27 protein-coding genes and 1 riboswitch are annotated in these 25,384 nt (G+C 40.6%); of the genes, 23 read left to right on the top strand and 4 right to left on the bottom strand.

Annotated features, from left to right (window positions below; genetic code table 11):
- Positions 1-44 precede the first annotated feature (44 nt).
- From VJ09_RS09985 to fabZ, 6 genes are all read left to right on the top strand, one after another.
- Positions 45-719: a M23 family metallopeptidase gene (locus VJ09_RS09985; protein ID WP_044641307.1), complete on the top strand. Its 675-nt coding sequence runs from the start codon at positions 45-47 to the stop codon at positions 717-719.
- A 159-nt stretch (positions 720-878) separates the two neighbouring features.
- Positions 879-1,157, top strand: coding sequence for a sporulation transcriptional regulator SpoIIID (gene spoIIID / locus VJ09_RS09980; protein WP_044641306.1), 279 nt, complete (start codon positions 879-881; stop codon positions 1,155-1,157).
- A 224-nt stretch (positions 1,158-1,381) separates the two neighbouring features.
- The gene (locus tag VJ09_RS17630) at positions 1,382-1,936 is read left to right on the top strand and encodes a DNA-directed RNA polymerase subunit beta (protein WP_052807327.1); all 555 of its coding nucleotides are present in this window, start codon (positions 1,382-1,384) and stop codon (positions 1,934-1,936) included.
- A gap of 73 nt (positions 1,937-2,009) precedes the next feature.
- The gene (locus VJ09_RS09970; RefSeq protein ID WP_082050475.1) at positions 2,010-2,525 is read left to right on the top strand and encodes a CDP-alcohol phosphatidyltransferase family protein; all 516 of its coding nucleotides are present in this window, start codon (positions 2,010-2,012) and stop codon (positions 2,523-2,525) included.
- Positions 2,526-2,870: 345 nt separating this feature from the next.
- Complete coding sequence (locus tag VJ09_RS09965) at positions 2,871-4,196, top strand: NAD-dependent malic enzyme (RefSeq protein ID WP_044641304.1); 1,326 nt, start codon at positions 2,871-2,873, stop codon at positions 4,194-4,196.
- Between the two features lie 207 nt (positions 4,197-4,403).
- Positions 4,404-4,838: a 3-hydroxyacyl-ACP dehydratase FabZ gene (gene fabZ / locus VJ09_RS09960; protein ID WP_407689989.1), complete on the top strand. Its 435-nt coding sequence runs from the start codon at positions 4,404-4,406 to the stop codon at positions 4,836-4,838.
- Between the two features lie 147 nt (positions 4,839-4,985).
- Here fabZ and VJ09_RS18455 read toward each other — a convergent pair whose 3' ends face one another.
- Positions 4,986-5,126, bottom strand: a complete 141-nt coding sequence (locus tag VJ09_RS18455) for a hypothetical protein (protein ID WP_154662356.1) — start codon at positions 5,124-5,126, stop codon at positions 4,986-4,988.
- Positions 5,127-5,321: 195 nt separating this feature from the next.
- Between VJ09_RS18455 and VJ09_RS09955 the strand changes: the two genes are divergently transcribed.
- The 9 genes from VJ09_RS09955 (at position 5,322) to VJ09_RS09915 (ending at position 14,615) form a co-directional block, all read left to right on the top strand.
- Positions 5,322-6,359, top strand: coding sequence for a Gfo/Idh/MocA family protein (locus tag VJ09_RS09955; protein WP_044641303.1), 1,038 nt, complete (start codon positions 5,322-5,324; stop codon positions 6,357-6,359).
- A 13-nt stretch (positions 6,360-6,372) separates the two neighbouring features.
- Positions 6,373-7,476: a DegT/DnrJ/EryC1/StrS family aminotransferase gene (locus tag VJ09_RS09950; RefSeq protein ID WP_044641302.1), complete on the top strand. Its 1,104-nt coding sequence runs from the start codon at positions 6,373-6,375 to the stop codon at positions 7,474-7,476.
- Between the two features lie 12 nt (positions 7,477-7,488).
- Entirely contained in the window at positions 7,489-8,805 is a 1,317-nt protein-coding gene (locus tag VJ09_RS09945) for a nucleotide sugar dehydrogenase (RefSeq protein WP_044641301.1), read from the top strand.
- A gap of 19 nt (positions 8,806-8,824) precedes the next feature.
- On the top strand, positions 8,825-9,574 hold the full coding sequence (locus VJ09_RS09940; protein ID WP_044641300.1) for an acyltransferase: 750 nt from the start codon (positions 8,825-8,827) through the stop codon (positions 9,572-9,574).
- Between the two features lie 161 nt (positions 9,575-9,735).
- Complete coding sequence (locus VJ09_RS09935; RefSeq protein ID WP_044641299.1) at positions 9,736-10,656, top strand: NAD-dependent epimerase/dehydratase family protein; 921 nt, start codon at positions 9,736-9,738, stop codon at positions 10,654-10,656.
- Positions 10,657-10,894: 238 nt separating this feature from the next.
- Entirely contained in the window at positions 10,895-11,536 is a 642-nt protein-coding gene (locus VJ09_RS09930; RefSeq protein ID WP_044641298.1) for an exopolysaccharide biosynthesis polyprenyl glycosylphosphotransferase, read from the top strand.
- A 452-nt stretch (positions 11,537-11,988) separates the two neighbouring features.
- A riboswitch (SAM riboswitch) is annotated at positions 11,989-12,099 on the top strand.
- A 102-nt stretch (positions 12,100-12,201) separates the two neighbouring features.
- Entirely contained in the window at positions 12,202-13,119 is a 918-nt protein-coding gene (locus VJ09_RS09925; protein WP_052807326.1) for a methionine ABC transporter ATP-binding protein, read from the top strand.
- Positions 13,120-13,779 carry a methionine ABC transporter permease gene (locus VJ09_RS09920; protein WP_044641297.1) on the top strand — a complete coding sequence of 220 codons (660 nt, stop codon included), beginning with the start codon at positions 13,120-13,122 and terminating at the stop codon, positions 13,777-13,779.
- A gap of 38 nt (positions 13,780-13,817) precedes the next feature.
- Positions 13,818-14,615: a MetQ/NlpA family ABC transporter substrate-binding protein gene (locus VJ09_RS09915; RefSeq protein ID WP_044641752.1), complete on the top strand. Its 798-nt coding sequence runs from the start codon at positions 13,818-13,820 to the stop codon at positions 14,613-14,615.
- Between the two features lie 75 nt (positions 14,616-14,690).
- Here VJ09_RS09915 and VJ09_RS09910 read toward each other — a convergent pair whose 3' ends face one another.
- From VJ09_RS09910 to VJ09_RS09900, 3 genes are all read right to left on the bottom strand, one after another.
- A complete protein-coding gene (locus VJ09_RS09910) occupies positions 14,691-15,320 on the bottom strand; it encodes a YigZ family protein (protein WP_044641296.1) in 630 nt (209 codons plus the stop codon).
- A 78-nt stretch (positions 15,321-15,398) separates the two neighbouring features.
- Positions 15,399-16,457, bottom strand: a complete 1,059-nt coding sequence (locus tag VJ09_RS09905; protein ID WP_052807325.1) for an LCP family protein — start codon at positions 16,455-16,457, stop codon at positions 15,399-15,401.
- Between the two features lie 180 nt (positions 16,458-16,637).
- Complete coding sequence (locus VJ09_RS09900; RefSeq protein ID WP_044641295.1) at positions 16,638-17,741, bottom strand: LCP family protein; 1,104 nt, start codon at positions 17,739-17,741, stop codon at positions 16,638-16,640.
- A 404-nt stretch (positions 17,742-18,145) separates the two neighbouring features.
- Between VJ09_RS09900 and metK the strand changes: the two genes are divergently transcribed.
- From metK to VJ09_RS09860, 8 genes are all read left to right on the top strand, one after another.
- Positions 18,146-19,348 carry a methionine adenosyltransferase gene (gene metK, locus VJ09_RS09895; RefSeq protein WP_044641294.1) on the top strand — a complete coding sequence of 401 codons (1,203 nt, stop codon included), beginning with the start codon at positions 18,146-18,148 and terminating at the stop codon, positions 19,346-19,348.
- A gap of 211 nt (positions 19,349-19,559) precedes the next feature.
- Positions 19,560-19,997: a glycosyltransferase family 2 protein gene (locus tag VJ09_RS17625; RefSeq protein WP_052807324.1), complete on the top strand. Its 438-nt coding sequence runs from the start codon at positions 19,560-19,562 to the stop codon at positions 19,995-19,997.
- Between the two features lie 55 nt (positions 19,998-20,052).
- On the top strand, positions 20,053-21,441 hold the full coding sequence (locus VJ09_RS09885) for a DEAD/DEAH box helicase family protein (protein WP_052807323.1): 1,389 nt from the start codon (positions 20,053-20,055) through the stop codon (positions 21,439-21,441).
- Between the two features lie 38 nt (positions 21,442-21,479).
- A complete protein-coding gene (locus VJ09_RS09880; protein WP_147635466.1) occupies positions 21,480-22,178 on the top strand; it encodes a ComF family protein in 699 nt (232 codons plus the stop codon).
- A 72-nt stretch (positions 22,179-22,250) separates the two neighbouring features.
- A complete protein-coding gene (locus VJ09_RS09875; RefSeq protein ID WP_044641293.1) occupies positions 22,251-22,526 on the top strand; it encodes an HU family DNA-binding protein in 276 nt (91 codons plus the stop codon).
- 432 nt (positions 22,527-22,958) lie between these two features.
- Complete coding sequence (locus tag VJ09_RS09870) at positions 22,959-23,729, top strand: basic amino acid ABC transporter substrate-binding protein (protein ID WP_044641292.1); 771 nt, start codon at positions 22,959-22,961, stop codon at positions 23,727-23,729.
- A 135-nt stretch (positions 23,730-23,864) separates the two neighbouring features.
- Positions 23,865-24,548 (top strand): amino acid ABC transporter permease, encoded by a 684-nt coding sequence (locus VJ09_RS09865; protein ID WP_407689980.1) that lies wholly within the window; start codon positions 23,865-23,867, stop codon positions 24,546-24,548.
- A gap of 3 nt (positions 24,549-24,551) precedes the next feature.
- Positions 24,552-25,280 carry an amino acid ABC transporter ATP-binding protein gene (locus VJ09_RS09860; protein ID WP_044641290.1) on the top strand — a complete coding sequence of 243 codons (729 nt, stop codon included), beginning with the start codon at positions 24,552-24,554 and terminating at the stop codon, positions 25,278-25,280.
- The last annotated feature ends 104 nt before the right edge of the window (positions 25,281-25,384 follow it).

Raw genomic sequence — 25,384 nt, 5'->3', positions numbered from 1 at the left:
AGAGAGTTTTCGCGGTCGACAATGAGTTCTGAGGTGATAAACAAATGAATCCAGAAGAACCAAAAAATAACGTATCTTCTCTGGAAGAAGCGAAAAAACGCAAACAAACTTGGAGACGAATTGTCAAAAGTAAATGGTTCATTCCAGGTCTTTACCTTGCTCTGGTTGCTGTCCTTTTAGGAACCGCTTGGTTCTTACGTGATAATGAAACAGCCACTACTACTGTTAAACCAAGTGAAGACACCATTTTACCAGTAGAAAAGTCTCCTACTTCCGAGCAAATGATTTACCCAATTGCCAAAGATTCAGAGGCAAGTAAAACAACCGATTTTTATCAAGAGAATGCAACAAATCAACAAAAAGAATCTGCATTGGTTAAGTACGCCAATACTTACTGGCCTCATCTCGGTTTTGACTTTGCACGGAAAGATAAAAAGTCTTTTAATGTAGTTGCCGTGATGGATGGGAAAGTAGTGAAAGTAGACAAGAATCCAATTCTTGGGGAACTTGTGGAGATCCAACATGCAAATGGCTTGGTCAGTGTATATATCAGTTTAGATGATGTAAAAGTACAGGTAGGACAAAATGTTCAACAGGGGGATGTGCTTGCAAAAGCAGGACAGAACCAGTTTGAACAAGAGCAAGGAAATCACTTGCATTTTGAGATTCGTAAAGACGACCAAGCAGTCAACCCTAGTCAGTACTTAAAGACAGAGTAGTTCTTTGGTTTATCGAATAAAAGAAGTCCTTTTTAAGAGGGGCTTCTTTTTTATTTACAGAACAAATACAAGTTTTTGCTTGTCCATGCTTGTCTGATGGCGAATAACGTCGAAACCCCTTCATATAATGTAGCAGACATGCTGAAAGGGGGAGAGGAGATGCATGATTATATAAAAGAACGAACAATAAAAATAGGAGAATATTTCCTAGAAACCAGAAATACAGTACGAAAAATTGCGAAGGAATTTGGAGTTTCCAAGAGTACCGTTCATAAAGATTTAACAGAGCGTCTACCAGAGATAAACCCTGATCTAGCCAACCAAGTCAAAGAAATATTAGAGTATCATAAATCAATCCGTCACTTACGAGGCGGGGAAGCAACGAAGATCAAGTATAAACGGAAAACAGTAAGTAGCAAAGTTCCAGTAAAAGTATAAGGAAATTTCGTAAAGAGCATCGAAAATGGATCATTTTATCGCAATTTTTTCATTTTATCCAGATTTCTTCCCTTTCGGTGCTTCTTTTCTTGTGTTAAAATCTACGAGTATATTAGTAGACTTCTAAAATTAGTTGCGTTATATTCAATATGAAGTATTGGTATATTGGACAAGTAGAATAAGACTTTAGTAGATATTCGGATGACATAATGGAGAGGTAATATATGAAATCTGATGACTGGAAGAACAACACCAATGAAGAAGCATTGGAAAATAACAATACACAAGAATCACATCCTCCAGGCGAGTTGAAATGGAGCCAAGAAGAGGAAGATTTAAGAGAGAAACAGAGTGATTCAAAAGAGACCGATCTAGATAGTTTGGTTACGAACTCAAGTCAAGAACTAGAAAATAAAGAAAAAGATGAGAGAAATAATTGGGATAATAAAGAAAATCCTTTTCCGCCATCTACATCTCATCAACAAGCTTCAGCTAGTATTGAGGATACTCTAACACCATTGGACTTTAAAGATTATACTGTAGCTCCTACAGTAGAACAGATCGATCCAGTGCAACAAGAAGTAGTTTCGGAGACAGATCAACCTAAGAGCAAGTGGGCGAACAAGTGGTTAAAGATTTTCTGGGTTCCAGCTCTTTTAGTAGTAATGTTGTTATTTGGTTTGATAATTGGGCATTCTGTTTTAGGAGAGCAACCGATTGCGAATGTATTTGATATAAAAACGTGGGAACATCTTTACAATTTGGTGTATAGTAAATAAAAAACCCGTCTTGATGGATCGCCAATCTCGACGGGGTTCTTCATGTTCAATGTGAAAAATGGGAGGGAACCGATTGTCGAATGTACCTAATATCTTAACAATGCTTCGTTTTGCAATGGTTCCAGCCTACTTATTTGTCTATTTTTCTGATATTCCGGGTAAAAACTATTGGGCGATCGCCATTGTACTGCTTGCAGGGCTTACGGATGTGTTAGATGGTTATATCGCTAGAAAATACCAACTCGTAACCCAGATGGGTATCATGTTAGACCCTCTAGCAGATAAACTAATGATGTTTGCAGTCTTTTTCACTTTGTTTTACTCGCAAAAAATCAGTTTTCTTGCGGCAGGAGCTATTATTTTTCGTGACTTAGCAATGATCTTGTTTGGGGCAGTTTTCCATTTACAGGGTAAAAAGACAGTACCAGCTAATTTTTTGGGTAAGTTGACCACTGTACTATTTTATATAGTGCTATTGTTATTAATGACAGATCTACCCATTCCAGCATTTTCTATTTGGTTTGTAATCGGGCTTTCATATTTTACTACTCTCATCTATTTCATCCGAATTAAATCAATTAATGATTGAACATTCCTCCACCTATGCTAACGTGAAGAGGTGGGGGATTCTTGGTTAATCCCATCTACCGATAGGAATGTACCAAGTTCAAACCGTAGTTCCTACGGCAAAAAGTCTTAGACTTCTTTTAAGATATTCTGAGCGGCATTAATGTCACGATCATGTTCTGTCCGACGCAGATTCATCTCCCACTTTCGCTACGCTTAGAAGTGGGAGTATTTTCCGCTATAATAGATAAAAAAGAAATACAGGATCCATTAATTTATGGAAAGCTACCTAGGAGGGTAGCTTTTTTTATAGGTTTTAGTATGATAAGGCAATAGATACAGTAAAAGCAGTGGAGGTGCCAAGAGAGTGGCAGCTAGAAATTTTATACGAACCATTATAGTCGAAACCCCTTCTCGCCCAGGTAACTTAGGCAAAGTAACCATGGCAATCGGTTCCGAAGGTGGAGATATTGGAGATATTGTAACAAAACAGATAGGGCCTTTCTCTACGGTGCGCGATATTACAGTACATTGTGAGAATCCTGAACAATTCGAGCGTGTATTAGTAGCAGTAGAAGCGTTGGGAAATGGAATTCATATTCACTCAGTATCAGATGATGTTTTATTGGCTCATGAAGGTGGAAAAATACACATGACCAGTCGAGTAGAGATTCGATCTCTAGCTGACTTGCGTCGTGTTTATACTCCAGGTGTGGCAGAAGTATGTCGAGTTATCGAAAAAGATCCTAGCAAAGCTAGATACTATACCAGTATTGGGAATACAGTAGCAATTGTCACAGATGGCACCGCAATTCTCGGCTTGGGGAATATTGGTGCTGTTGCGGGAATGCCTGTAATGGAAGGAAAAGCAGCTTTGTTTGATCGTTTGGCTGGAATTAGTGCTGTTCCGATCTTACTTGATACAAGTGATCCAGATGAGATAGTACAGACTGTTAAAAATATAGCACCTGGTTTTGGCGGCATTTTGCTTGAGGATATTGGATCTCCACATTGTTTTGAGATTGAAGAACGTCTGAAAGCAGATTTGTCAATTCCCGTTATGCATGATGATCAACATGGTACAGCAGTTGTTACGTTAGCGGCTGTTATCCAAGCATGTCGAGCTACTGGAACCGATCTTTCTAAGGCAAAAGTAGGACAGATTGGTTTGGGAGCAGCAGGTCTTGCGATCTGTCGGATGTTCTTGGCATATGGTGTGGAGCAAATGGTAGGCGTCGATCGACAAGCTGTAGCACTAGATCGTCTACAGAGTTTTGGAGGAACTCCAGCTAATTCGATTCAAGAACTGATGGAGACTTGCGATATTGTCATTTCTACCACAGGAGTTCCTGGTTTGATCAATCCAGGATGGGTTCGCAAAGGTCAGATTATCCTAGCACTATCCAATCCAAAACCAGAGATTGAACCAGAGATTGCACTTAGTGCAGGTGCAGCCTATGCAGCAGATGGCCGTTCTGTTAACAATGTATTAGGATTCCCTGGAATTTTCCGTGGGGCATTAAATGCACAAGCTACTGACATAACACATGAGATGTTGGTCACTGCAGCAAAAGCCATTGCTGATTGTGCGAAACCAGGTGAGCTGGTACCACAACCTCTCGACCTAGATGTGCATCGTGCGGTAGCTAGTGCGGTAGAACAAGTTGCTCACCATCCAAAAAATTCGATTTGAGTAGAGTAATTCTGAAGTGGGTAGCATGTATGGACTGTAATATACAGGGGGAACTATCAGTTTCCCATTATGTAATATTCTTCAAAGGGTAATACACTCATTTAGAATAAGGAAATAGAAAAGCTCCTTTCCTTCGTGGTTTTTTGCCATTTGCTTCGCTATAATGGACAAGAAACCTGATTGGAAGGGAGTTTTTTTGTGTCTGAAATCAATGTGCAAGAAATTATGAAGACCATTCCCCATCGCTATCCATTCTTATTAGTTGATAAAATTGTAGAAGTAGATCCAGGGAAGAAAGCAATTGGAGAAAAAAACGTAACGATTAATGAGCCTTTTTTTCAAGGGCATTTTCCAGACTATCCTGTAATGCCAGGAGTACTGATCGTAGAAGCTCTGGCACAAGTAGGAGCATTTGCAGCGCTTAGCATGGAAGAAAATAAAGGGAAGATCGGATTTCTCACAGGACTGGATAAGTTCCGTTTCCGTGAACAAGTCCGTCCAGGAGATGTTCTGCGGCTGGAAGTGGAGATGACTCGTGTAAAAGGACCAATTGGGAAAGGTCATGGGATCGCACGAGTTGGAGATAAAGTAGCAGCGGAAGGCGATCTGATGTTTGCTATCTTAGATCCAACAAACGAATAAAACCAACAGGCCCACTCATTAAAAGTGGGCTTGTTAGTTTAGGTAGTTAATAGAAAAACATACTGAGATAAGTGCTACGAAATTGGAATCTGGGTTACACACTCTGATTGGAACTAGTCGAATCTTTGGGCTTTTTCCTTACACTGGTTATGTAAGGGATAAAAAATGCCACAAATATCGGCCGACTAAGTAGAGAATCCCCCAAAAGGGCAGACTAAGGACAACGGCAACGAAAAAGCCAACTAGCCAGTCGCTGGTCTCACTGGATATAGTCCAAAACCATCGCATTTGTACTGGTCTCCCTTCCTATTTAGATAGTAATAGGATGTCACGGAAATTTTGGGGCTACTCTATTCAAAACTTTGCAGTTATGTTACAGTGATACTTAGATTTGTAATGTTACTGTAACATTCGAAACAATTCATAAGAAACTTATTCGCAGATCACAATATATGAGAAGAGAATGTTTGGGGGGCAACGAGCTTGGTACGTTACGGGATCGTCGGTTGCGGTCACATTGCCAAAAAACACGTTACGGCAATTAAAGAAGTAGAAGGTGCTGAACTGGTCGCGGTTTGTGACACCAACGCAGAACGCTTAAAAGAGTTTGCGGTGGATGGTGTTAGAGGATACCTTTCCTTAGATGAAATGTTACAGTCGGATGTGGATGTGGTCTCCATCTGTACTCCAAGTGGTCTTCACCCTGCCTTGACTATACAGGCGGCAGAAGCGAAAAAACACGTTATTGTTGAGAAGCCTATGGCTCTTACCTTAGAAGATGCTGATCGAATGATGGATGCATGTGAACGAAATGGAGTCAAGATGGCGGTAGTACATCCCAATCGATTCCGTCCTGCTGTTGTAGAGTTGAAACGGCAGTTGGAGAAAGAAGCATTTGGCAAGATCGGACATGCGAATGCTACAGTGCGTTGGAACCGAAATCAAGCTTATTATGATCAAGCTCCATGGCGTGGAACGAAAGAGATGGATGGCGGCGTTCTAATGAACCAAGCGATTCACAATATGGATTTACTTCTTTGGATGATGGGAGATCTTGAGGAAGTTTCCACTTTTGATGCGACTCGAATCCGTAAAATTGAAGCAGAAGACACCTCCGTTAGCGTGTTAAAATTTAAGAGTGGTGCACTAGGTCTGTTAGAGGCAGCTGTCACGATCTACCCCAAAAATTTAGAGGAGTCTCTTAGTATTTTTGGTGAAAACGGAACAGCAGTCATTGGAGGCCCTACTGCTAACTGGATTCAAAACTGGCAGTTTGAGAGCTTATCCGATGAAGAAGCAGAGTCGACCAAACAACGTGTAGCCCAAGATCCATTTGGTACTCCTGGTCATCAATGCATTATTCAAGATATGACTGATGCAATCCGAGAAAATCGGGAGCCGATTGTTTCTGGTAAGGAAGGTAGAGAAGCATTAGCATTTGTGGTAGCTTGTCAACAATCAGCCGAAACAGGAAAGCCAGTACGTCTTGAATCATTAGAACGCATTTCAAACAAACAATAGGGAGTGGATTTTCATGAAAAAGATTCCTCTGTTGGATTTACAAGCTCAGTATGCTACGATTCGTGACGACATCCGCCAAGCTGTCGACAATGTATTAGAAGGCGGAGCTTATATCATGGGCCCAGAAGTGAAAAAGTTAGAACAAGAGATTGCAGAGTTCTGCGGTGTGAAACATGCGATCGGGGTAGCAAACGGAACAGATGCATTGTTATTGGTATTAGATGCAGCTGGTGTAGGACCTGGGGATGAAGTGATTACGACTCCATTCACTTTTTTTGCATCTGCAGAAGTAATCTCTCAACTTGGAGCAACTCCGGTATTTGCAGACATCGATCCTAAAACGTACAACATTGATGTGGAACAAGTTCGTGCTAAAATAACGAACAAAACGAAAGCGATTATCCCTGTACATATTTTTGGACAGCCAGCAGAAATGGATGAATTGATGAAGTTGGCTGAACAGCATAATCTGTTTGTGTTGGAAGATGCAGCACAAGCGATCGATGCAGAGTTTAAAAACAAGAAAATCGGAAACTGGGGACATGCAGGAACCTTCTCTTTCTTCCCAACCAAAAACCTTGGTGGTTATGGGGATGGTGGAATGATCGTAACCAATGATGATCAAATCGCAGAGAAAGTACGGATCTTGCGGGTTCATGGAAGTAATCCAAAGTATTACCATAGCATGATTGGATATAACAGCCGTTTAGATGAATTGCAGGCAGCAGCACTTCGTATTAAATTACGTCACTTGCGTGATTGGAACGATGCTCGTCGCCAAAAAGCAGCGATCTATGATGAGTTGTTAAAAGATTTACCAGTAGTAACCCCTTATCATGCAGAAGATCGCCGTCACGTTTACCACCTTTATATCATTCAGGCGGATGATCGTGCTGGTCTGATGAACCATTTAAAAGAAAATGGAATTGCGACAGGTATTTACTACCCAGTTCCATTGCACCGCCAAAACGTATATGAATCTCTCGGGTATGGTGTGGGTAGCATTCCGATTTCGGAGAAAATGGCAGACCGTACGTTCGCCATCCCTCTCTATCCAGAGTTAACCAGAGAAGATCAAGAGTATATCGCCCAAACAATTCGTAACTACTACAAGTAAAGGATGTCTACTATGACAGTTAGTTCTCAATTGCTTCAAAAAATTGAAGACCGTACTGCTGTGATCGGGGTCGTAGGGCTCGGTTATGTGGGTCTCCCTCTCGCAGTAGAAAAGGCAAAAGCAGGATTCAAAGTAATCGGCTTTGATGTCCTTCAACACCGGGTAGACATGGTTAACGAAGGGGTTAACTATATCGGGGATGTTGTCGATGAGGATTTAAAAGATTTAATCGCAAGTGGCAAATTCCTGGCAACCACTGACTACTCTCTCATCCAAGAAGTTGATGCTGTAGCCATCTGTGTACCAACGCCTTTGGATAAATATCAGCAGCCTAACACCACGTATGTAGAGTCTTCGTCTGAAAGTATTGCGAAGTATCTTCATGAAGGTATGTTGGTAGTGTTGGAGAGTACAACGTATCCTGGAACGACAGAAGAAATTGTAATGCCGATCTTGGAGAAAACGGGTTTACATGTAGGGAAAGAGTTTTTCTTAGCATATTCTCCTGAACGTGTTGATCCAGGTAACAAAACCTTTAAAACGAAGAACACTCCAAAAGTGGTTGGTGGTGTAACCGAGACTTGTACCAAAGTAGCAGCTGCTATGTATCGTGCTGTGTTAGAAGGCGAAGTTCACGAAGTATCAAGTCCAAAAGTAGCAGAGATGGAGAAAATCTTAGAAAATACTTTCCGTAATATCAATATTGGGTTAGCAAACGAGATGGCAATCCTTTGTAATAAGATGGGGATTGATATTTGGGAAGTAATCAATGCTGCTAAGACGAAACCATACGGGTTTATGGCTTTTTATCCAGGACCTGGTTTGGGTGGGCATTGTATCCCGATTGACCCATTCTACCTTACTTGGAAGGCAAGAGAGTACAACTACCATACTCGTCTGATTGAAGTAGCGGGTGAGATCAATAACGAAATGCCAAACTTTGTGGTCGATCGTTCGATGAAAATTTTAAACCGTCATCACAAAGCGCTTAGTAACTCCAAGATTGCGGTTTTAGGAGTCGCTTACAAAAAAGACATTGATGATTATCGGGAATCCCCTACACTTCCTATCATCGAGCTTTTAGATAAGTATGGTGCGGATATCCAAGTAGTAGATCCATACGTAGAGAACTTCCGTGTGGGAGAGAAAAACTATGAAACGGTCGAGCTCAGTGAAAAGTTGCTTGAATCGGCTGACTTGGTACTTGTCACAACGGACCATAGTGATTTTGATTATAAGATGATTGCAACCAAATCCAAAGCGATCTTTGACACCCGTAATGCTCTTCAAGGTGTGGAAGATATTAAAGCGGATTACGAAAAACTATAAAGAAAAAGGCGGTCGACTGATGAATCATATCATCCATGACTCCGTGAAATTGGGAGAAAACGTTCAGATTGGATACTTTTCGGTCGTTGGGGAAAATGTAGTCTTGGGCGATAATGTAAGCATTGGTAACAATGTAACCATTCACGAAGGTACGATTATTGATGCAGGAGTTACCATTAGTGATAATTGCGTCATCGGTCGCTGGCCAAAACCTGCTAAAGCATCTACGGTAAAAGTAGATGCAGATTTGGCACCTCTTTCCATTGGGGAAGGGACTACCATTGGTGCAAATACCGTTTTGTATCGTGGAAGTACCATTGGAAAAGAAGTAATGGTGGGAGATCTCGCCTCGATCCGTGAAAAGTGTACAATAGGAGATCGTGCAGTTGTCGGACGTGGTGTGGCGGTTGAGAACCAAGTGAAAATTGGTGCAAAGACCAAGATCCAGACTAACTCGTATATTACGGCATACACCACCATCGAGGAAGAGGTTTTCATTGCTCCAACGGTTACTACGACCAATGATAACTTCATGGGACGTACGAAAGAACGTTTCCAATTTGTCAAGGGAGCTACCATCAAACGTGGGGCTCGTGTTGGAGGGGCTTCGGTACTACTTCCAGGTGTCACGATTGAAGAAGAGAGCTTTATTGCGGCAGGAGCTTTGGTCAACCGTGATACAGAAAAAGCAAAAGTTTATATTGGGGTACCAGCTCGTGTTCTGCGTGATGTTCCCGACCGGGAAAAGCTAGATCAACAAGATAAATAGTGAGTATGAATCTACCGGAGAAAAGAGAACAAGCGTATCAATAGACTTGTTCTCTTTTTTGCTAGGTGGGGAATTGATCGGTTGTTGTGCATAAGAAGTCAATCAGATCCATTATCATACAGCAGAATAGTTTCGCGTTATTGTAGAAAGGAGTGTGAGAGATGAAAGTCCTCGTAACGGGAGGAGCAGGATTTATAGGCTCCCACATCGTAGATCAGTTATTAGCACGTGGAGATGAAGTGATCATTGTTGATAACTTGATTACCGGTAAGGAAGAGCAAGTCCATTCTAAAGGAAAGTTTTATCGCATAAATATTACGGACGAAGCGCTTATCGATTTGGTACAAGAAGAAAAACCAGAAGCGATTATTCATCAAGCCGCTCAAGTTCATGTTCCAAGTTCAGTAGAGAATCCGTTCTTTGATGCTGAGACCAATGTGATCGGAACCATCAATCTACTAGAAGCAGCAAGGCGTGGAGGAGTTCGTAAAATTGTCTATGCTTCTTCTGCAGCCGTATATGGAGAACCTCAGTATCTTCCAATCAATGAGATGCATCCTACAGAGCCGCTTTCACCTTATGGAGTCTCGAAACTGACAGCGGAACAGTACATAAAAATGTATGCAAAAGAACATGGTTTTTCCTATTCGCTCTTACGCTACGCCAATATTTATGGTGTACGTCAGGACCCTAGAGGAGAAGGTGGAGTGATCTCCATCTTGGTAGACAAAGTTCTGGGACAACAAGCTTTTACTGTATTTGGAGACGGTAAGCAAACTAGAGACTATGTATACGTTACAGATGCAGCTAAAGCCAATGTTTTAGCGCTAGATACCGAACAGAATGGAACCTACAATATCGGAACAGGTAAGCGAACCTCACTACTAGATTTAATCCAGACATTTGAGCAAGTGACGGAACGAAAGATGGAAGTAGAATATGGACCAGAGCGTCCTGGGGATATTGTACATAGTTATTATGAGATTGGGAAAGTGTCCGAAGAGTTAAAGTGGACTCCTACTATTACCCTCGTAGAAGGTTTAAAAGCAACAATTAAGTATTACCAAAAAAGCTATACGTAAAACCTAATGCTTGACTGTTCCAATATGTATTACTACATTGGTTTTCCCAAAGTAGTATAGTACCTCCAATTGGGTCTCTTCTGTTTTTTATTGTCAAGAAACGTCTATTGTCTTCATCAGGGGTTTCCTGTATACTTGGAACCAGTTGAGAAATATTACTTTTATGTTACAGACGTTACTGCATTATTACAGTAACGATCCAATAGATGATGACTATGAAAACAGGAGTGGTTGGCGGATGAGAGCAAAGACATACTTCCATAGTGATTCCCGCCCTTTTGCTGAAGGGTATCAGACCCGTTCCCTATACCCTTATGTAAAGCGTGGATTAGAAGTATTACTTTCTTTAGGTCTGTTGCTATTTACTTTACCAGTAATGATCTTAGCAGCATTTGCGATCAAGCTCGAATCGCCAGGCTCAGTCTTTTATAAACAAGAACGTGTTGGACATCGTGGTCGAAACTTCCAAGTGATCAAGTTACGTTCTATGCGAACAGATGCAGAAAAAAATGGACCCCAATGGGCAGCAAAAAATGATCCACGTGTAACAAAAGTCGGGCAATTTATTCGCAAAACAAGAATTGATGAATTACCTCAATTAATTAATATTCTTCGTGGAGACATGAGTCTTATTGGCCCTCGACCTGAGCGACCAATGTTTACGGACCAATTTGATAAAGAAATACCAGGATTTAAAAATCGTTTGGCAGTAAAACCAGGTTTAACTGGTTGGGCACAAGTAAACGGTGGATATGAATCTACACCAGCTGAGAAGTTAGAGTTTGACTTATATTATATTCGCAAACAATCATTTAAGTTAGACCTTCAGATTCTGTGGAAAACAGTATTAGTGGTATTTACAGGTGATGGTGCGCGGTAAAATAAAAACCCTTTGACAACGAATGCCAAAGGGTTTTTATTTTGTTTGCCTCTCTAGAATACCAGTTTGAGTCCATAGTAGATCAGTAACCAGAGAGGTACGCTCATCAAACTAGCGTGAAAAATCCCGATCCAAAAAGACTTACCTGCAACTGTGTATTCCATAAGAGACACCTCCGATTTGTTTTGTTATCTCTATTATACGCAAGGAATCCGAACCCTAAAAACAGATGGGGCAATTGTAAACCAATTGTAATCGAAGGGTAACGAACAAGTGAAAATATGACACGAACCAAAAATATGTTGCATAAATAATACGGAGCTTAAACCAAGTAATTCAATAAAAAAACTTATTATTCTGATATAGAATGATGTTATTGACGTTTTATAAGAGTGTTGTTAAGATAAGATCATTCTAAAAATGAATATCTTATGAACGTGATATAACGTTTTCTCTTATCCAGAGAGGTGTAGGGGCAGGCCTGATGATACCTCGGCAACCATCCAATAGGAAAGGTGCCAATTCCTGCAGAGCAATTAGTTTTTTGCTCTGGCAGATGAGAGAAAGGTGAAACTGAATTCGGGATCCCTTTCTGTGCATCTGTATAGAAAGGGATTTTTATTTTGCTAAATTCACATGATAAATAGAAAGAGGGTGAAGGAATCGTGATTCAGATCCAAAATGTTTCCAAAGTCTATACCGTACAACGAAAACAAATTCGCGCAGTGGATCAAATTTCATTTGATATAGATGCAGGAGAAATTTATGGAATCATTGGTCATAGTGGTGCGGGGAAAAGCACATTACTACGCATGATTAATGGTTTAGAACAGCCCACTAGTGGAGAAGTTTTAATTGATGGAACCGCTATTCATCAGCTTAAAGCTTCTGCTCTACGTAATGAGCGACAGAAGATCGGGATGATTTTTCAACATTTTCATCTTTTGTGGTCACGCACTGTTCGTGAGAATATTGCCTTTCCTTTAGAGATAGCAGGATGGTCCAAGAAAAAGATTGAGGAACGGGTAACAGAAGTTCTAGAATGGGTAGGTTTGACAGAGCGAGCAGAAGCTTATCCATCCCAACTGAGTGGGGGACAGAAACAGCGGGTTGGGATTGCTAGGGCGTTAGCCAACAATCCTAAGTTGTTGTTATGTGATGAAGCCACATCGGCATTAGATCCAGAGACAACACGATCGATTTTGGGGTTATTACAAGAGATTAATCGAAAAACAGGGATTACCATTGTTTTGATTACTCATCAAATGAGCGTAATTACCTCGATTTGCGACAAAGTGGCAGTCTTATCGGATGGTAAATTAATTGAGTCGGGTAAGGTAGCTGATATTCTAGCTGATCCAAAGCAAGAAGTAACTCGGAAATTCCTATTGCAGCAAGAAGAAGAAAAAGATTCTATTTTACTTCCTTATACTGATTGGGATCAACTACAACAGATTGTACAAGAAAATCCTGTACAAATTCAACAGGTATTAGACCCTGTGACAGGAGACAAAAAGATTAAGGTAGTGGCTCCTCTAGCAGTGTTAGAAAAACTAGGGAACCAGAGTGAGGAGGTGAGATAATTGTTAGCTGAAATTGATACAGAGCAACTCTGGACAGCTACCGGAGAGACTCTATATATGGTAGGGATTTCGGGGTTATTTACTCTGTTACTAGGGATTCCCTTAGGGGTTTTGCTAGTGATTACCGATAAGGGTTATTTTCTAGAAAGTAAAGTAATCCAAACTGTTCTCGGAGTAGTCGTCAACATTTTCCGGGCAGTCCCTTTTATCGTTTTGGTCTTGTTCTTATTTCCCTTATCCGAATTAATCATTGGGACTACTTTAGGACCTACAGCCGCAACGATTCCCTTGATTGCAGGAGCTGCGCCTTTCTTTGCGCGGATGGTGGAAACGGCGATCCGAGAAATCGATCGCGGCGTAATTGAAGCATCAGAAGCGATGGGAGCAAGTCGATTAACCATTGTTCGACAGGTTCTCATCCCAGAAGCAATACCAGCAATTATCTCTGGTTTTACCGTCACTCTCGTCTCATTGATTAGTTTTTCCGCTATGGCAGGCATTGTAGGTGGTGGCGGTCTAGGGGATGCAGCTTTTCGCTTTGGGTTCCAGTCTTTTAATGATGGAATGTTGTATGCATGTGGGCTTTTGCTCATTGTACTAGTTCAAATAGTTCAATGGATTGGTGATTGGATTTCGAAAAAAATGGACAAACGTATCTAGAAGAGAAAGATCAATTAAATAAGAAAAGGATGAACAAGATGAAAAAATGGACCATCTCTCTAATCGGGCTACTTTTGGCAGTTGTTTTAACTGCTTGTGGCAATCAGGAAGCAAAAGAAACCGGCACAATTCGTGTTGGTGCATCACAAGTTCCGCACGCTGAGATCTTAGAGCAAGTGAAACCAATCTTAGAAAAACAAGGGATTAAATTAGAAGTTCAAGTATTCCAAGATTATGTATTACCAAACAAGGCAGTACAAGAAGGACAATTAGAGGCGAATTTCTTTCAACATCTTCCTTGGATGGAGACAACCAATAAAGAACGTAATTACAACCTAGTGAAAGTAATTGGTGTGCATATTGAGCCAATGGGAGCTTACTCTTCTAAGTACAAAAATATCAATGAACTGCCGAATGGTGCACAAGTTGCCCTTCCGAATGGTACCAGTGAATTAACCCGTGTTCTATTATTATTGGATCAAAAAGGCCTGATCAAGCTAGATAACCGGGATGGAGACAAAACGCTTGAAAATATTCAAGAGAACCCTAAAAATCTTCAGTTCAAACTATTGGAATCCGCAATCTTGCCTCGTGTTATCAAAGAAGTAGATTTAGCGATTATTAACACGAACTATGCTCTACAAGCAAAGCTAAATCCAGTTGAAGATGCTCTCTTCATTGAAGATAAAGAGTCTCCATATGTAAATGTATTGGCGACGAAAAAAGGAAAAGAGACAGATGCAACAATCCAAGCATTAGCAAAAGCTCTTAACTCACCTGAAGTGAAGAAGTTTATTGAAGAGAAATATAAAGGAGCTGTAGTTCCGGCTTTCTAAGGTTTGAGAACTACACAGCTTAGATTGCACCAATACCCCTGAAATCCATGATCTCAGGGGTATTGGTGATGTTTTTTATTCTACAGGATATTCCTGATATTCTGTTCGACCAAGCTCTACCTTTACTTGACCTGCAGTCCAGTTCATGGTCTTTTCGATCCAACTTTTCTCCGATCCAACTGGTACCCAGACTCCCCAAGAGACATGCTCTGCAAATTGTGGAGTCTCTAAGCCGAGATCAGTATTTCGTAATTCATGCTCTATTTTCCCCATATAGGAATAATCGAAATGTAGTAGAAGTTCTTGTTCTAAACGATGCTCCACTATTCCTGCAGCTTTTACCGCTTCTACTGCTCCTTGTGTGTAAGCTCGTATCAGCCCTCCTGCTCCTAACTTAATGCCACCGAAATATCGTGTTACCACAACTACAGTATAGAGTAGCTTTTTCTGATGAAGTACTTCTAATATTGGTTTTCCTGCAGTACCAGCAGGCTCTCCATCATCGGATGCTTTCTGTTCTAATTCTGTGACAACATAAGCGCTGCAGTTGTGTGTTGCATCCCAATGTTGTTTTTGTAAACTCTGGATATATTCCTGCGCCTCTTTCTCAGAATGAACCCGTTTAGCCCGACATATAAACCGGGAGCGGTTAATCTCAAATTCTGTTTCTCCATTATTTCCGACAGTAAAATACCGTTGCACCATTTGCGCCCCCTTTTTCTAATCTTAGCGTAACAAAAAACCCCTCCTAGAGGTAGGAAGGGAATTATCTTGTCTATTGTTCTAATTCTTTTGATGAAAGCCTTCGGGTTCTTGTACAGATGGAGCTTCAAGGTTCTCTCCTACTGTACTCTTTTTCTCAATACCAAGATGCTCTTTCATCAATTGAGAAATCCGCAATCGTTCGTCTTTGCTGATGATCTCATAAGCTCCACCATTTATTCGACGAGGTGTAGTTTGGATTTGAATGGATTCAATGTTTTGTTTCGGAGTCTCCTGATAAATCTCGATAAAGGAGAGGAATTCATTGGTTGGAATGGTATAAGTTAGATTATTCCCTACTGCATTGGAGATCTCTTGAACCTTAGTTAAAGAATTAAAACTAACGATTCGGTCCAAAATCTGGGATATCACTTCTTGCTGACGTTTCTGTCGCCCAAAATCCCCTTCTGGATCTTTCTTTCTCATCCTCACATAAGGAAGGGCTTGTTCTCCTGTTAAATGAGCAGGACCCTTCTCAAATTTATATACTTTATTACCGAATGTCTCGATTTTAAAGTTTAGAGGAACATTCACATTGACACCACCGACAGCATTCACAATATCGATAAAACCTTTAAAGTTGATTTTGGCATAGTAATCAATCGGGACTCCACCCAAAAAGTTTTCTACGGTCTCACGCACGTTCTCTAGTGGGTCATATCCCTTTTGTTTTCCCCAGTAAGCCGCCGCATTGATCTTGGTTTTATAACCATCCGTATTGGCTATTTCAGCTAATGTATCTCGAGGTATACTTACCAACTTAACAGAATGGGTTGTTGGATTAATAGCAACGACCATTAAAACATCTGTTCGAAGTTCCTGTGCTTCTTCTTTAGTTGAGTATTGATCTACACCCATAAATAAAATGGTAAAGGGATCTTTTTGGATGTCTACTTCTTTCTCACGGTGCTTTGAAGCTCGTTGTTCCACTTGACCTTTGGAAACAGCACCCCATATACTATAACCCACAAAACCGGCTATTCCGACTACAAGGCAAACGAATAGAAGTGAGATTCGCAACCACCATTTTGAACGGGAGCGTGGTTCCGAAGATGGTTCATTTGATTTGTGTTTTGTCATCTGATGCCCTCGCTTTGCTTAACGAACGTACCGTAATAGGAAAGGTTCCGATAGATTAAAATCGAAATAATACTATCACTTTCCAATATGCTGTCTCAAGTTTTTAGACGAATTGTCTTAATTTTGAGCGTTTTTCTCCATGAAAAAACCTCTTTCCAATAAGGAAAGAGGTTTTAGTATTTAGCTTTCGGAAGAGCTTTTGCTTGAGGAGCTATTTTTAGAACTACTCTCTTCCTCGTCAGAAGAACTGCTACCTTCGGAATCCTCCGTTGGCTCATCAATCGGGATCTCTAATTGTTGTTTTAATAGATTGCTTACACGGGTCCGTTCTTTTTCCGTTAATTTATAAACGAAGTTTCGTGACACACCATTTAGCGAAATATAATCCTCCAGTAATCCACGCTGTTTGTCCCATTGGATGGTTTCCATATTTTGGCGAGGAATATCTTTCCATGTATTGGCAAGGGTCACAAAATCACTTACCGGAATATCATAGCTAATATTATCTCCTACAATTTTTAAGATCTGTGGGATTTTGGTGATATTGGTTGGATCGGTAAGCTTGTCTACTACCTTGGATACAACATCCTGTTGTCGTGCATTCCGTCCTGCATCGTTTTGAGGGTCATCATAACGCATACGCACATAGGGAAGCGCTTCCGTTCCTGTCAAATGCATAGGCCCTTTTTTGAATTTAATGGTTTTGTTACCAAAGGTCTCGATCTTAAAGTCAAACGGAACTTCTACATCGACTCCACCAACAGCATCTACCAATTTACTGAACCCGATAAAGTTGATTTTGGCATAGTAATCAACGTTAATCCCCAAGAGGTTCTGTACGGCTTCTTTTGAGTTTTTCATTGGATTAAGATCTTTTCGTTGAGCCCAAAAGGAAGCAGAATTAATTTTATCTTTGTGCCCATCTGTATTTGGAATGGACACATAAGTATCACGTGGAATACTGACGAGCTTAATCGATTTTGTCTTGGGATTGACCGCAGCTAGCATTAAGACATCAGTACGGATTCCTCTGCTTTTTTCTTCTTTAGAAGAATATTGGTCTACCCCAATGAACAGAATCGTGAAAGGTTCAGACTTCATGTCGATGTCCTTTTGCCCATCTCGTGTATCAGCATCATAGCCTTTGGAGAGATTGTAATAAGCATATCCTGTGATGCTGACCGCCATAACTAGTACGAAGACTAATGCATACACCCACCATTTACGCTTCTTCTGAGATTGTTGAATACGCTCAGAGCGGGCTTGGTTTACTTTCTCAAACATTTTATCCTATCCTCCAAACGTAACTATTTGCTGTATCTCGTTCTTAATAAGTAAGGTAATACTAACATCGGTAAATAAATATATTCAAGTTGCAATTTCTTTAATTATTTCGCAAATGGTGTAACCAAGCTAATATGAGTAGTCAGACCCAAATGAGTTAAGAATAACGTAAGATTTGGAAATACAAAAATCCAGTTTTCTTTTGTTGTCTTTCGAAATGCTTTGCGTTATGCTATTACAGATATAATCCGACTAAACAATTCGGAACGTATGCCTTTCCGCATGGAGGGGTTTTTCTACTTACTATCACAACTAGGAAATGTCAGAGATGGAAAAGGTTGTTTTTCTGACCATTGAGATATAGAATTCTGCCTGCCCATCTTCTAGATAAAGGAGGAGTACAGATGGCAAAAGATCTAAAAAGATCCTTGTTTACCTCTGAATCGGTTACCGCAGGGCACCCTGATAAAATCTGTGACCAAATTTCGGATGCTATCTTAGATGCTATTTTAGAAAAAGATCCTAATGCTCGCGTAGCATGCGAGACTTCTGTCACAACTGGACTTGTTCTAGTTGCTGGGGAGATTTCCACGCAGTGTTACGTAGATATCCCAAAAATTGTTCGTTCAACGGTTCAAGAAATCGGTTATACCCGTGCCAAATATGGTTTTGATGCAGAGACGTGTGCTGTACTTACCTCCATCGATGAACAATCCGCTGATATTGCCCAAGGGGTAGATGAAGCGTTGGAAAAAAGAGAAGGCACGATGAGTGAAGAGCAGATTGAGGCAATTGGAGCAGGGGACCAAGGTTTGATGTTTGGTTTTGCTTGTAATGAAACTCCAGAACTCATGCCACTTCCTATTGCGCTATCTCATAAATTGGCAAGACGTTTACACGAAGTACGTGTAGATGGAACGATTCCTTATCTTCGACCTGATGGCAAGATTCAAGTGACGGTTGAGTATGAAGATGAGAAACCTGTACGTATTGATACGGTTGTTTGCTCAACGCAACATGCAGAAGAAATTACATTACAACAAATTCAAGAAGACGTTCGCAAACATGTCATTGATCCAATCGTTCCAAAAGAGATGTTAAGCGAGGATACCAAGTATTTCATCAATCCAACTGGACGATTTGTGATTGGTGGACCTCAGGGCGACGCTGGACTTACAGGGCGCAAAATCATCGTTGATACCTATGGTGGATATGCACGTCATGGCGGTGGTGCTTTTTCTGGAAAAGACCCTACAAAAGTGGACCGCTCAGCTGCTTATGCTGCGCGATATGTTGCGAAAAATATTGTAGCAGCAGGATTAGCGGATAAATGTGAGGTTCAGCTAGCATACGCCATTGGGGTAGCTCGTCCTGTTTCCGTTCGAGTAGAAACGTTTGGTACTGGTAAAATTTCAGAAGATCAGTTGGTAGAACTGGTTGAAAAACACTTTGATCTACGTCCGGCAGGGATCATCCGTTCTCTTGATCTGCGTCGCCCAATCTATCGTCAAACTGCGGCTTATGGTCATTTTGGTCGTACTGATATTGACCTTCCTTGGGAAAAAACAGATAAAGCAGAAGTATTAAAGTTGGATGCTGGTCTCTAATACTACTCATTTTGATAGAAAACTCTTTCCTATAATAGGAGAGGGTTTTTTTATGGATATATTATTCTGAAATTTTCGTGATATAATAGAAGGAGGTAGTACCTATATTCTCCTTTTCTGGATAATAATTTAGATAGTTCATCACCTTCCTAGGCACATATTCAGATATGACAACATAAGATAGAAGGAACGATTATGAGGAGGGGTTGGAATGAGTCAGTGGTTCCAATGGGTATTAAGTGCGGTCGCCCTTTATCTACTTGTATTATTCCTGATCTCCTTTTATCAGAAAGTCTATCGTAGTTCCTATCATCATAAGGCTAGTCATCTACTTCTTATTACTGCAAATAATCAAGCATCCATTGAGTGGCTTATTCGCTCCTATCGGATTGCAAACCAGCTAGGAAGCAAAGAGGTACAAGTTACGGTACTTGATACAGGGTCCACAGATGATACACTTCGAATCTTGAAACGAATACGTTTTGAATTCGAACAGTTAGAAGTTGTCTCCTTATTGGATGTTCCAAATAAAGAGGAGGCAATACAACACTTTGTACAGATGGCGCAAAAAGAAAAGCGACCGTTTTTAGTTTTAGACCTTCGAGATTTAGACTCACATCAAGACAAACAAACATCAACTGCGTTATAAGAGGACATCCGTGCTATGAAAGGCGGAATGTCTTTATTTTTTTAGGAGGAGTTACGTGGAAACTCTGTTGTTTCAAGGAAGACGATTACTTCACACAGAAATCGAAGCACTACTAAGAAAAAATGGGCATCTAGTACATGAGGGCGAATGGGACAAGAATCTAAAACGATGGAGTCAGATGGGCATGATTCGTACTGCTGCTGTAACAGTAGATTCTTGGATTTTTCGTTGGAAATGCAACCGTTGCGGAGCTGGTTTTCAGCATATAGAACTCCAAACATGTGCTAACTGCTCCCAAAAGTGTGGTGTTTGTACTCACTGTCGGCAGTTAGGGATAGCACGTAGCTGTAATGAGGTTTTTCTCTTTCCTCTTTTGTCTCCCAGAGCTATAAAGCAGATGGAGATGGATGTCTCCATTTTGTATTCTGAGTATCAGAAACAGGCTATCCAACAACTAACAGATCATGTTCGTTCTGCATCTAGGATACTAGTCTATGCAGTAACAGGTGCTGGCAAGACAGAGATGATGCTTCCCATTGTAAAAAAAGCATTGGAAGCGGGTGAACGAGTACTGTGGGTGATCCCTCGCAAGGAAGTTGTACAGGAACTAGCAAAAAGGCTCTCCGATTACTTTCCTCAGGTGTCTCTTGCGGCATGGTCTAGTGATAGTTCCACTATATGGAAAGATGCGGATTTTCTTATTTCGACCGCTCACCAAATGGTTCGATTTCACGAACAATTTGGCTTAGTCATTGTGGATGAAGTAGATGCATTTCCGCTTTATGGAAATCCAATATTAGAGCGGGCTGTTGATAATGCACTATGCCCTGGAGGGACGAGAATTTATTTAACTGCAACTCCGAGTTATGAGATGCGGCGTCTGGTGCAAAAGAAAAAAATATCTTTGGTAGTCGTTCCACAAAGATATCATGGACGTCCTCTTCCGATTCCGAAGCTGTATGTGGAGAGAAAGTTATGGAAACTTTTCAAACAGCTCAAACCAATCCCAGTACTTAGTTCGTTCCTTCAGAAAGTAAGACAAGAGCAGGGACAAGCCTTCTTGTTTATCCCGACGATTGATAGGCTAAATTTGGTAGAGCGCTGGCTACATATCCATCATCCTCAATTGGTTTCGAAACGATTAGAATCAGTTCATAGTCGTGATCGTAATCGAGTTGAAAAAGTGGAAGATTTTCGTCAGGGGAAAACTCAAATCCTTCTGACAACCACGATTTTAGAAAGAGGGGTGACAGTTCCCGGTATTTCGGTATTAGTTTTGGGATCAGATCATCGACTTTATGATCAACAGGCTCTTCTTCAAATATCAGGCCGTGTCGGGAGATCCAAAACAGATTTAAGGGGGATCGTCTGGTTTGTAGGAGAAGAACGAACAGAAGCGCAGGAACGAGCAGTAAGAGAAACAATTTGGCTAAATCAGCAATAAAAAGAAGGAATATTACAAAAAGGGGCGTATTACCAAAAGTGAGCTGGTGGAACTTTCTATTTTCTCCTGCTTCTGTTTGTGCGTTTTGTTCTAGTATCTTATCCACGAGTGGTCATTCTAAGGGGCAACGAGACATGTGTAGCTTCTGTATGATGGACAGCCTTCAAATCAGTGGTAAGGTATGTGCAAAATGCGGAAGAAGTATATCGGTAGACTCTGTTTGTTCAGACTGTGCGCCAATTTCTAGTGCTCTACTAGCCAATCGTAGTGTTGTCGTATATAATTCATGGGCAAAGGAGGTCCTCGAACAATATAAGTTTCGGGGAAACCGAGAGCTAGCACTGCCAATTGGTCGATGGATGGCTGATACAGTAAGGGACGTATATCGAGGCTATTATTTTAACTACATAACCTATGTACCTTTACATCCGATCAAATGGAAAAGTCGCGGCTTTAATCAGTCTCAATTATTAGCAGAGCAGATTAGCAAACGCCTGTGGTTACCCGTTCGGGAGCGACTAGTACGTGTACGTCATACAGACCCACAAAGCCAGCAAGCAAAACGAAAACGCTTGGAGCAAATGAAAGATTCCTTTCAGATTCGTGGTTCTATTCAGAAAGACCGAATCTTGTTAGTGGATGACGTATTTACGACTGGCGCAACCCTTAGAGAATGTGCTAATCTGTTACAGGCAGCAGGAGCGACAGAGATTTACTCTATCACTTTTGCAAGATGAGGCTGGGTATACAATTCCGAACAATGGGAAAAATAGAATCAAACAAGAGAAAGAAAAAGGGGAAATCAAACAATGAACAAAACTGAACTAATCGAAAAAGTAGCTGAAAGCACAGGAAAAACAAAAAAAGAAGCAGGACTAGTAGTAGAATCTGTATTCCAATCAATCTCTGATGCACTCCAAAGCGGAGAGAAAGTTACCCTTATCGGATTTGGAAACTTTGAAGTAAAAGATCGTGAAGCTCGTAAAGGTCGTAACCCACAAACGGGTGAAGAGATCGAGATCAAAGCAAGTAAAGTACCTTCCTTTAAAGCAGGCAAACAATTGAAAGACGCAGTAAACAGCTAAAGAACTCTTACTGTAAGCGAAGACTAGAGAGTCGGGGGCTAGGCCTCTTTTGATATAGAGACTACCTAAATCAGTGAGGAATTAGTTCCATTAGAACAGTATGAGATAAATATCAAGGAGGAGAGCTGATCCATTGGCTCTCTTTTTTGTTTTTAGGTGGGATATATTTTCCGAACAGTATCGCATTTCGATTATTTAATTTGTATATTTATTCATTGCCTGACGATGAGAATGGATATATGAAGTACATTTTCATTTGCATAAAGCATATTATTATTTTTAAATGTCTACTTCTATTTATCCAAGACATCTGCAATATGCAGTGTTTGTCCAATTTGTAAAAAAACATTTGACAAAAGAAACCTTTATTTTTATTATTATACATAACAAGTAATAATTATTTAAAAAGATGTCGGAGAGGAATGATAATAGATGAAAAAGATATATATATCCTTACTTTTAGTATTTGCACTACTCACAGGTTGTTCCCAACCAGCTAAAACGGACGCATCATCTAATCCAAACCAATTAAAAGCATTAACTAATGCTGAATTTCCACCATTTGAATCTCAAACAGGGGATCAGAAAATTGTTGGATTTGATGCAGATATTTTAAATGCACTCTCCCAAGCAGGGGGATTTCAAACTACATTAAAACATACTGGCTTTGATGGAATCTTTGAAGGCATTGATCGCGGAAAAGCAAATATGGGAATTGCAGCCATTACCATCACAGAAGAACGGAAACAAAAATATGACTTCTCCGATCCTTATTTTGATGCAAAACAGGTGATTCTACTTCCAGCTAATAGCCCAGTCAAAACACTGAAAGAATTGAATGGCAAAAAAATTGGGGTACAACAATCGACTACGGGTGAGACGGTAGTACAAAATGCATTCGGTAAAACCTATGCTAATCTAAAAGGATACGATGCTATTCCTTCTGCGATCGATGATCTGAAATTAGGACGGTTAGATGCGGTAGTAGTAGATGATGCAGTTGTAAAAGATTATCTCAAGAAATTGGGTTCCAATGATTTTAAATTGGTTGAGGACCCCAGTATTCCTGTAGAACAGTATGGGATCGCTGTGAAAAAAGGTGACAAAGCAACATTAGATAAAATCAATGCTGGTCTCAAAAAGATCAAAGAAGATGGAACTTATCAAAAAATCTATGATCAGTATTTCAAGATGACACCATAATAAATTCTTGGACTTGCCGTCGTTTCCAAGAGGAGCGACGGCTTTCTCCATGTACTTTTAAAAATTTGTCGAATCGTTGTGGAAATTGTGGATAAAGTGTGGATAAACTCGAAATCGTTGTGAGGAGGTATGGTTATGATTGATTGGTCTGTTGTAATCGAATATCAAGATTATTTTGTTCGGGGGTTTATTACAACCATTGAATTAACTGTAGTTGGACTGGCATTTGGTCTCTTAATTGGTCTTTTTCTTTCTCTTTTACAGCTGTCTCCAAAGCGCTTAGTACGCCTTCCGGCTCGTATTTATATCGACATTTTTCGTGGAACTCCGCTAATGCTTCAAGTACTTGCCATTCATTATGCTGTCATCCCTATGATTTACGAAGACTTTTTGGGACTGGTACCTCCTGATGGCTTATTTTCTGGGTTTGTTGCACTTTCGCTCAATGCAGGGGCTTATATAGCAGAGATTATCAGAGCAGGTGTGCAATCTATTGAGAAGGGGCAACTGGAAGCAGCACGTTCTCTGGGTATGAGTTATGGACAAGCTATGAGACATGTGATCTTACCACAAGCGTTTCGGAATATGTTGCCACCACTAGGAAATGAAGCAATTACTTTGTTGAAGGATTCCTCGCTCGTTACCATGATTGCGGTTAATGATATTACCTACGCTGCTTTCTCTACGGCAAAAAATACTTTTGAGCGCCTGGCACCATATCTAACAGCGGCGATCATGTACTTTGTCTTAACCTTTGTACTTTCTCGTCTCGTACTCTATCTAGAAAAAAGAGATCTATCACGCGGAGGGAGGAACTAAAAGATGTCGATGATTCAAGCAACAGGTGTGGTCAAGTCATTTGGTGATAACATAGTCTTGAATGGAATTGATCTACAAGTAGAAAAACAAGAAGTGGTCAGCATCATTGGTCCAAGTGGTTCCGGCAAGAGTACCTTTCTTCGCTGTTTGAATGGGTTAGAGAAGGTTCAAGCAGGACGGGTAGTTGTAAATGGTCATGTTGTAACAGATCCAAAGGCAAAGTTAGACCTAATCCGCCAAGAAGTAGGGATGATTTTTCAACACTTTGAGCTATTTCCCCATTTAACTGTGATGGAAAATTTGATTCTTGCTCCTACACGGGTGAAAAATAATAGAAAACAAGAAGCCGTTATGAAAGCAAAGACCCTTCTTCAAAAAGTAGGACTAGCAGAAAAAGTAGATGCATATCCACGTTCGTTGTCTGGTGGACAGAAACAACGTGTAGCGATTGCGCGTGCATTGACAATGGAGCCTAGTATATTGCTCTGTGATGAACCGACATCCGCACTCGATCCTGAAGTGGTGGGGGAAGTACTGGATGTTTTGAAGCAACTGGCTAAAGAAGGAATGACGATGGTCGTTGTAACACATGAGATGGGCTTTGCTAGAGAAGTATCGGATCGGGTGTTATTTATGGATCAAGGAAAAGTTGTCGAAGAAGGAACACCACAACAAATTTTCCAACATGCGAAAGAGAAACGAACACAGGATTTCTTGAGTAAGGTGTTATAGGAAAATGTTAATTTTGTCGGAGTCCGAAAAGGTCAGCTTATATGCAGAGTGATTTTTCTTCCGACTGTAAAGTTTTGCTTTTCTTGAGGAGTCTCAAGTCGAGA

The organism is Risungbinella massiliensis, assembly GCF_000942395.1.
Taxonomy (GTDB): Bacteria; Bacillota; Bacilli; order Thermoactinomycetales; family Thermoactinomycetaceae; genus Risungbinella; species Risungbinella massiliensis.
Note: the sequence above shows the minus strand (reverse complement) of the source record. Positions and strands in the feature narration are given on the sequence as shown.

Coding starts and splice junctions, on each gene's coding strand:
- VJ09_RS09985 (WP_044641307.1), top strand. CDS start 45: ATGAATCCAGAAGAACCAAAAAATAACGTATCTTCTCTGGAAGAAGCG.
- spoIIID (WP_044641306.1), top strand. CDS start 879: ATGCATGATTATATAAAAGAACGAACAATAAAAATAGGAGAATATTTC.
- VJ09_RS17630 (WP_052807327.1), top strand. CDS start 1,382: ATGAAATCTGATGACTGGAAGAACAACACCAATGAAGAAGCATTGGAA.
- VJ09_RS18455 (WP_154662356.1), bottom strand. CDS start 5,126: ATGCGATGGTTTTGGACTATATCCAGTGAGACCAGCGACTGGCTAGTT.
- VJ09_RS09950 (WP_044641302.1), top strand. CDS start 6,373: ATGAAAAAGATTCCTCTGTTGGATTTACAAGCTCAGTATGCTACGATT.
- VJ09_RS09945 (WP_044641301.1), top strand. CDS start 7,489: ATGACAGTTAGTTCTCAATTGCTTCAAAAAATTGAAGACCGTACTGCT.
- VJ09_RS09940 (WP_044641300.1), top strand. CDS start 8,825: ATGAATCATATCATCCATGACTCCGTGAAATTGGGAGAAAACGTTCAG.
- VJ09_RS09935 (WP_044641299.1), top strand. CDS start 9,736: ATGAAAGTCCTCGTAACGGGAGGAGCAGGATTTATAGGCTCCCACATC.
- VJ09_RS09930 (WP_044641298.1), top strand. CDS start 10,895: ATGAGAGCAAAGACATACTTCCATAGTGATTCCCGCCCTTTTGCTGAA.
- VJ09_RS09915 (WP_044641752.1), top strand. CDS start 13,818: ATGAAAAAATGGACCATCTCTCTAATCGGGCTACTTTTGGCAGTTGTT.
- VJ09_RS09910 (WP_044641296.1), bottom strand. CDS start 15,320: ATGGTGCAACGGTATTTTACTGTCGGAAATAATGGAGAAACAGAATTT.
- VJ09_RS09905 (WP_052807325.1), bottom strand. CDS start 16,457: ATGACAAAACACAAATCAAATGAACCATCTTCGGAACCACGCTCCCGT.
- VJ09_RS09900 (WP_044641295.1), bottom strand. CDS start 17,741: ATGTTTGAGAAAGTAAACCAAGCCCGCTCTGAGCGTATTCAACAATCT.
- metK (WP_044641294.1), top strand. CDS start 18,146: ATGGCAAAAGATCTAAAAAGATCCTTGTTTACCTCTGAATCGGTTACC.
- VJ09_RS17625 (WP_052807324.1), top strand. CDS start 19,560: ATGAGTCAGTGGTTCCAATGGGTATTAAGTGCGGTCGCCCTTTATCTA.
- VJ09_RS09875 (WP_044641293.1), top strand. CDS start 22,251: ATGAACAAAACTGAACTAATCGAAAAAGTAGCTGAAAGCACAGGAAAA.
- VJ09_RS09870 (WP_044641292.1), top strand. CDS start 22,959: ATGAAAAAGATATATATATCCTTACTTTTAGTATTTGCACTACTCACA.
- VJ09_RS09865 (WP_407689980.1), top strand. CDS start 23,865: ATGATTGATTGGTCTGTTGTAATCGAATATCAAGATTATTTTGTTCGG.
- VJ09_RS09860 (WP_044641290.1), top strand. CDS start 24,552: ATGTCGATGATTCAAGCAACAGGTGTGGTCAAGTCATTTGGTGATAAC.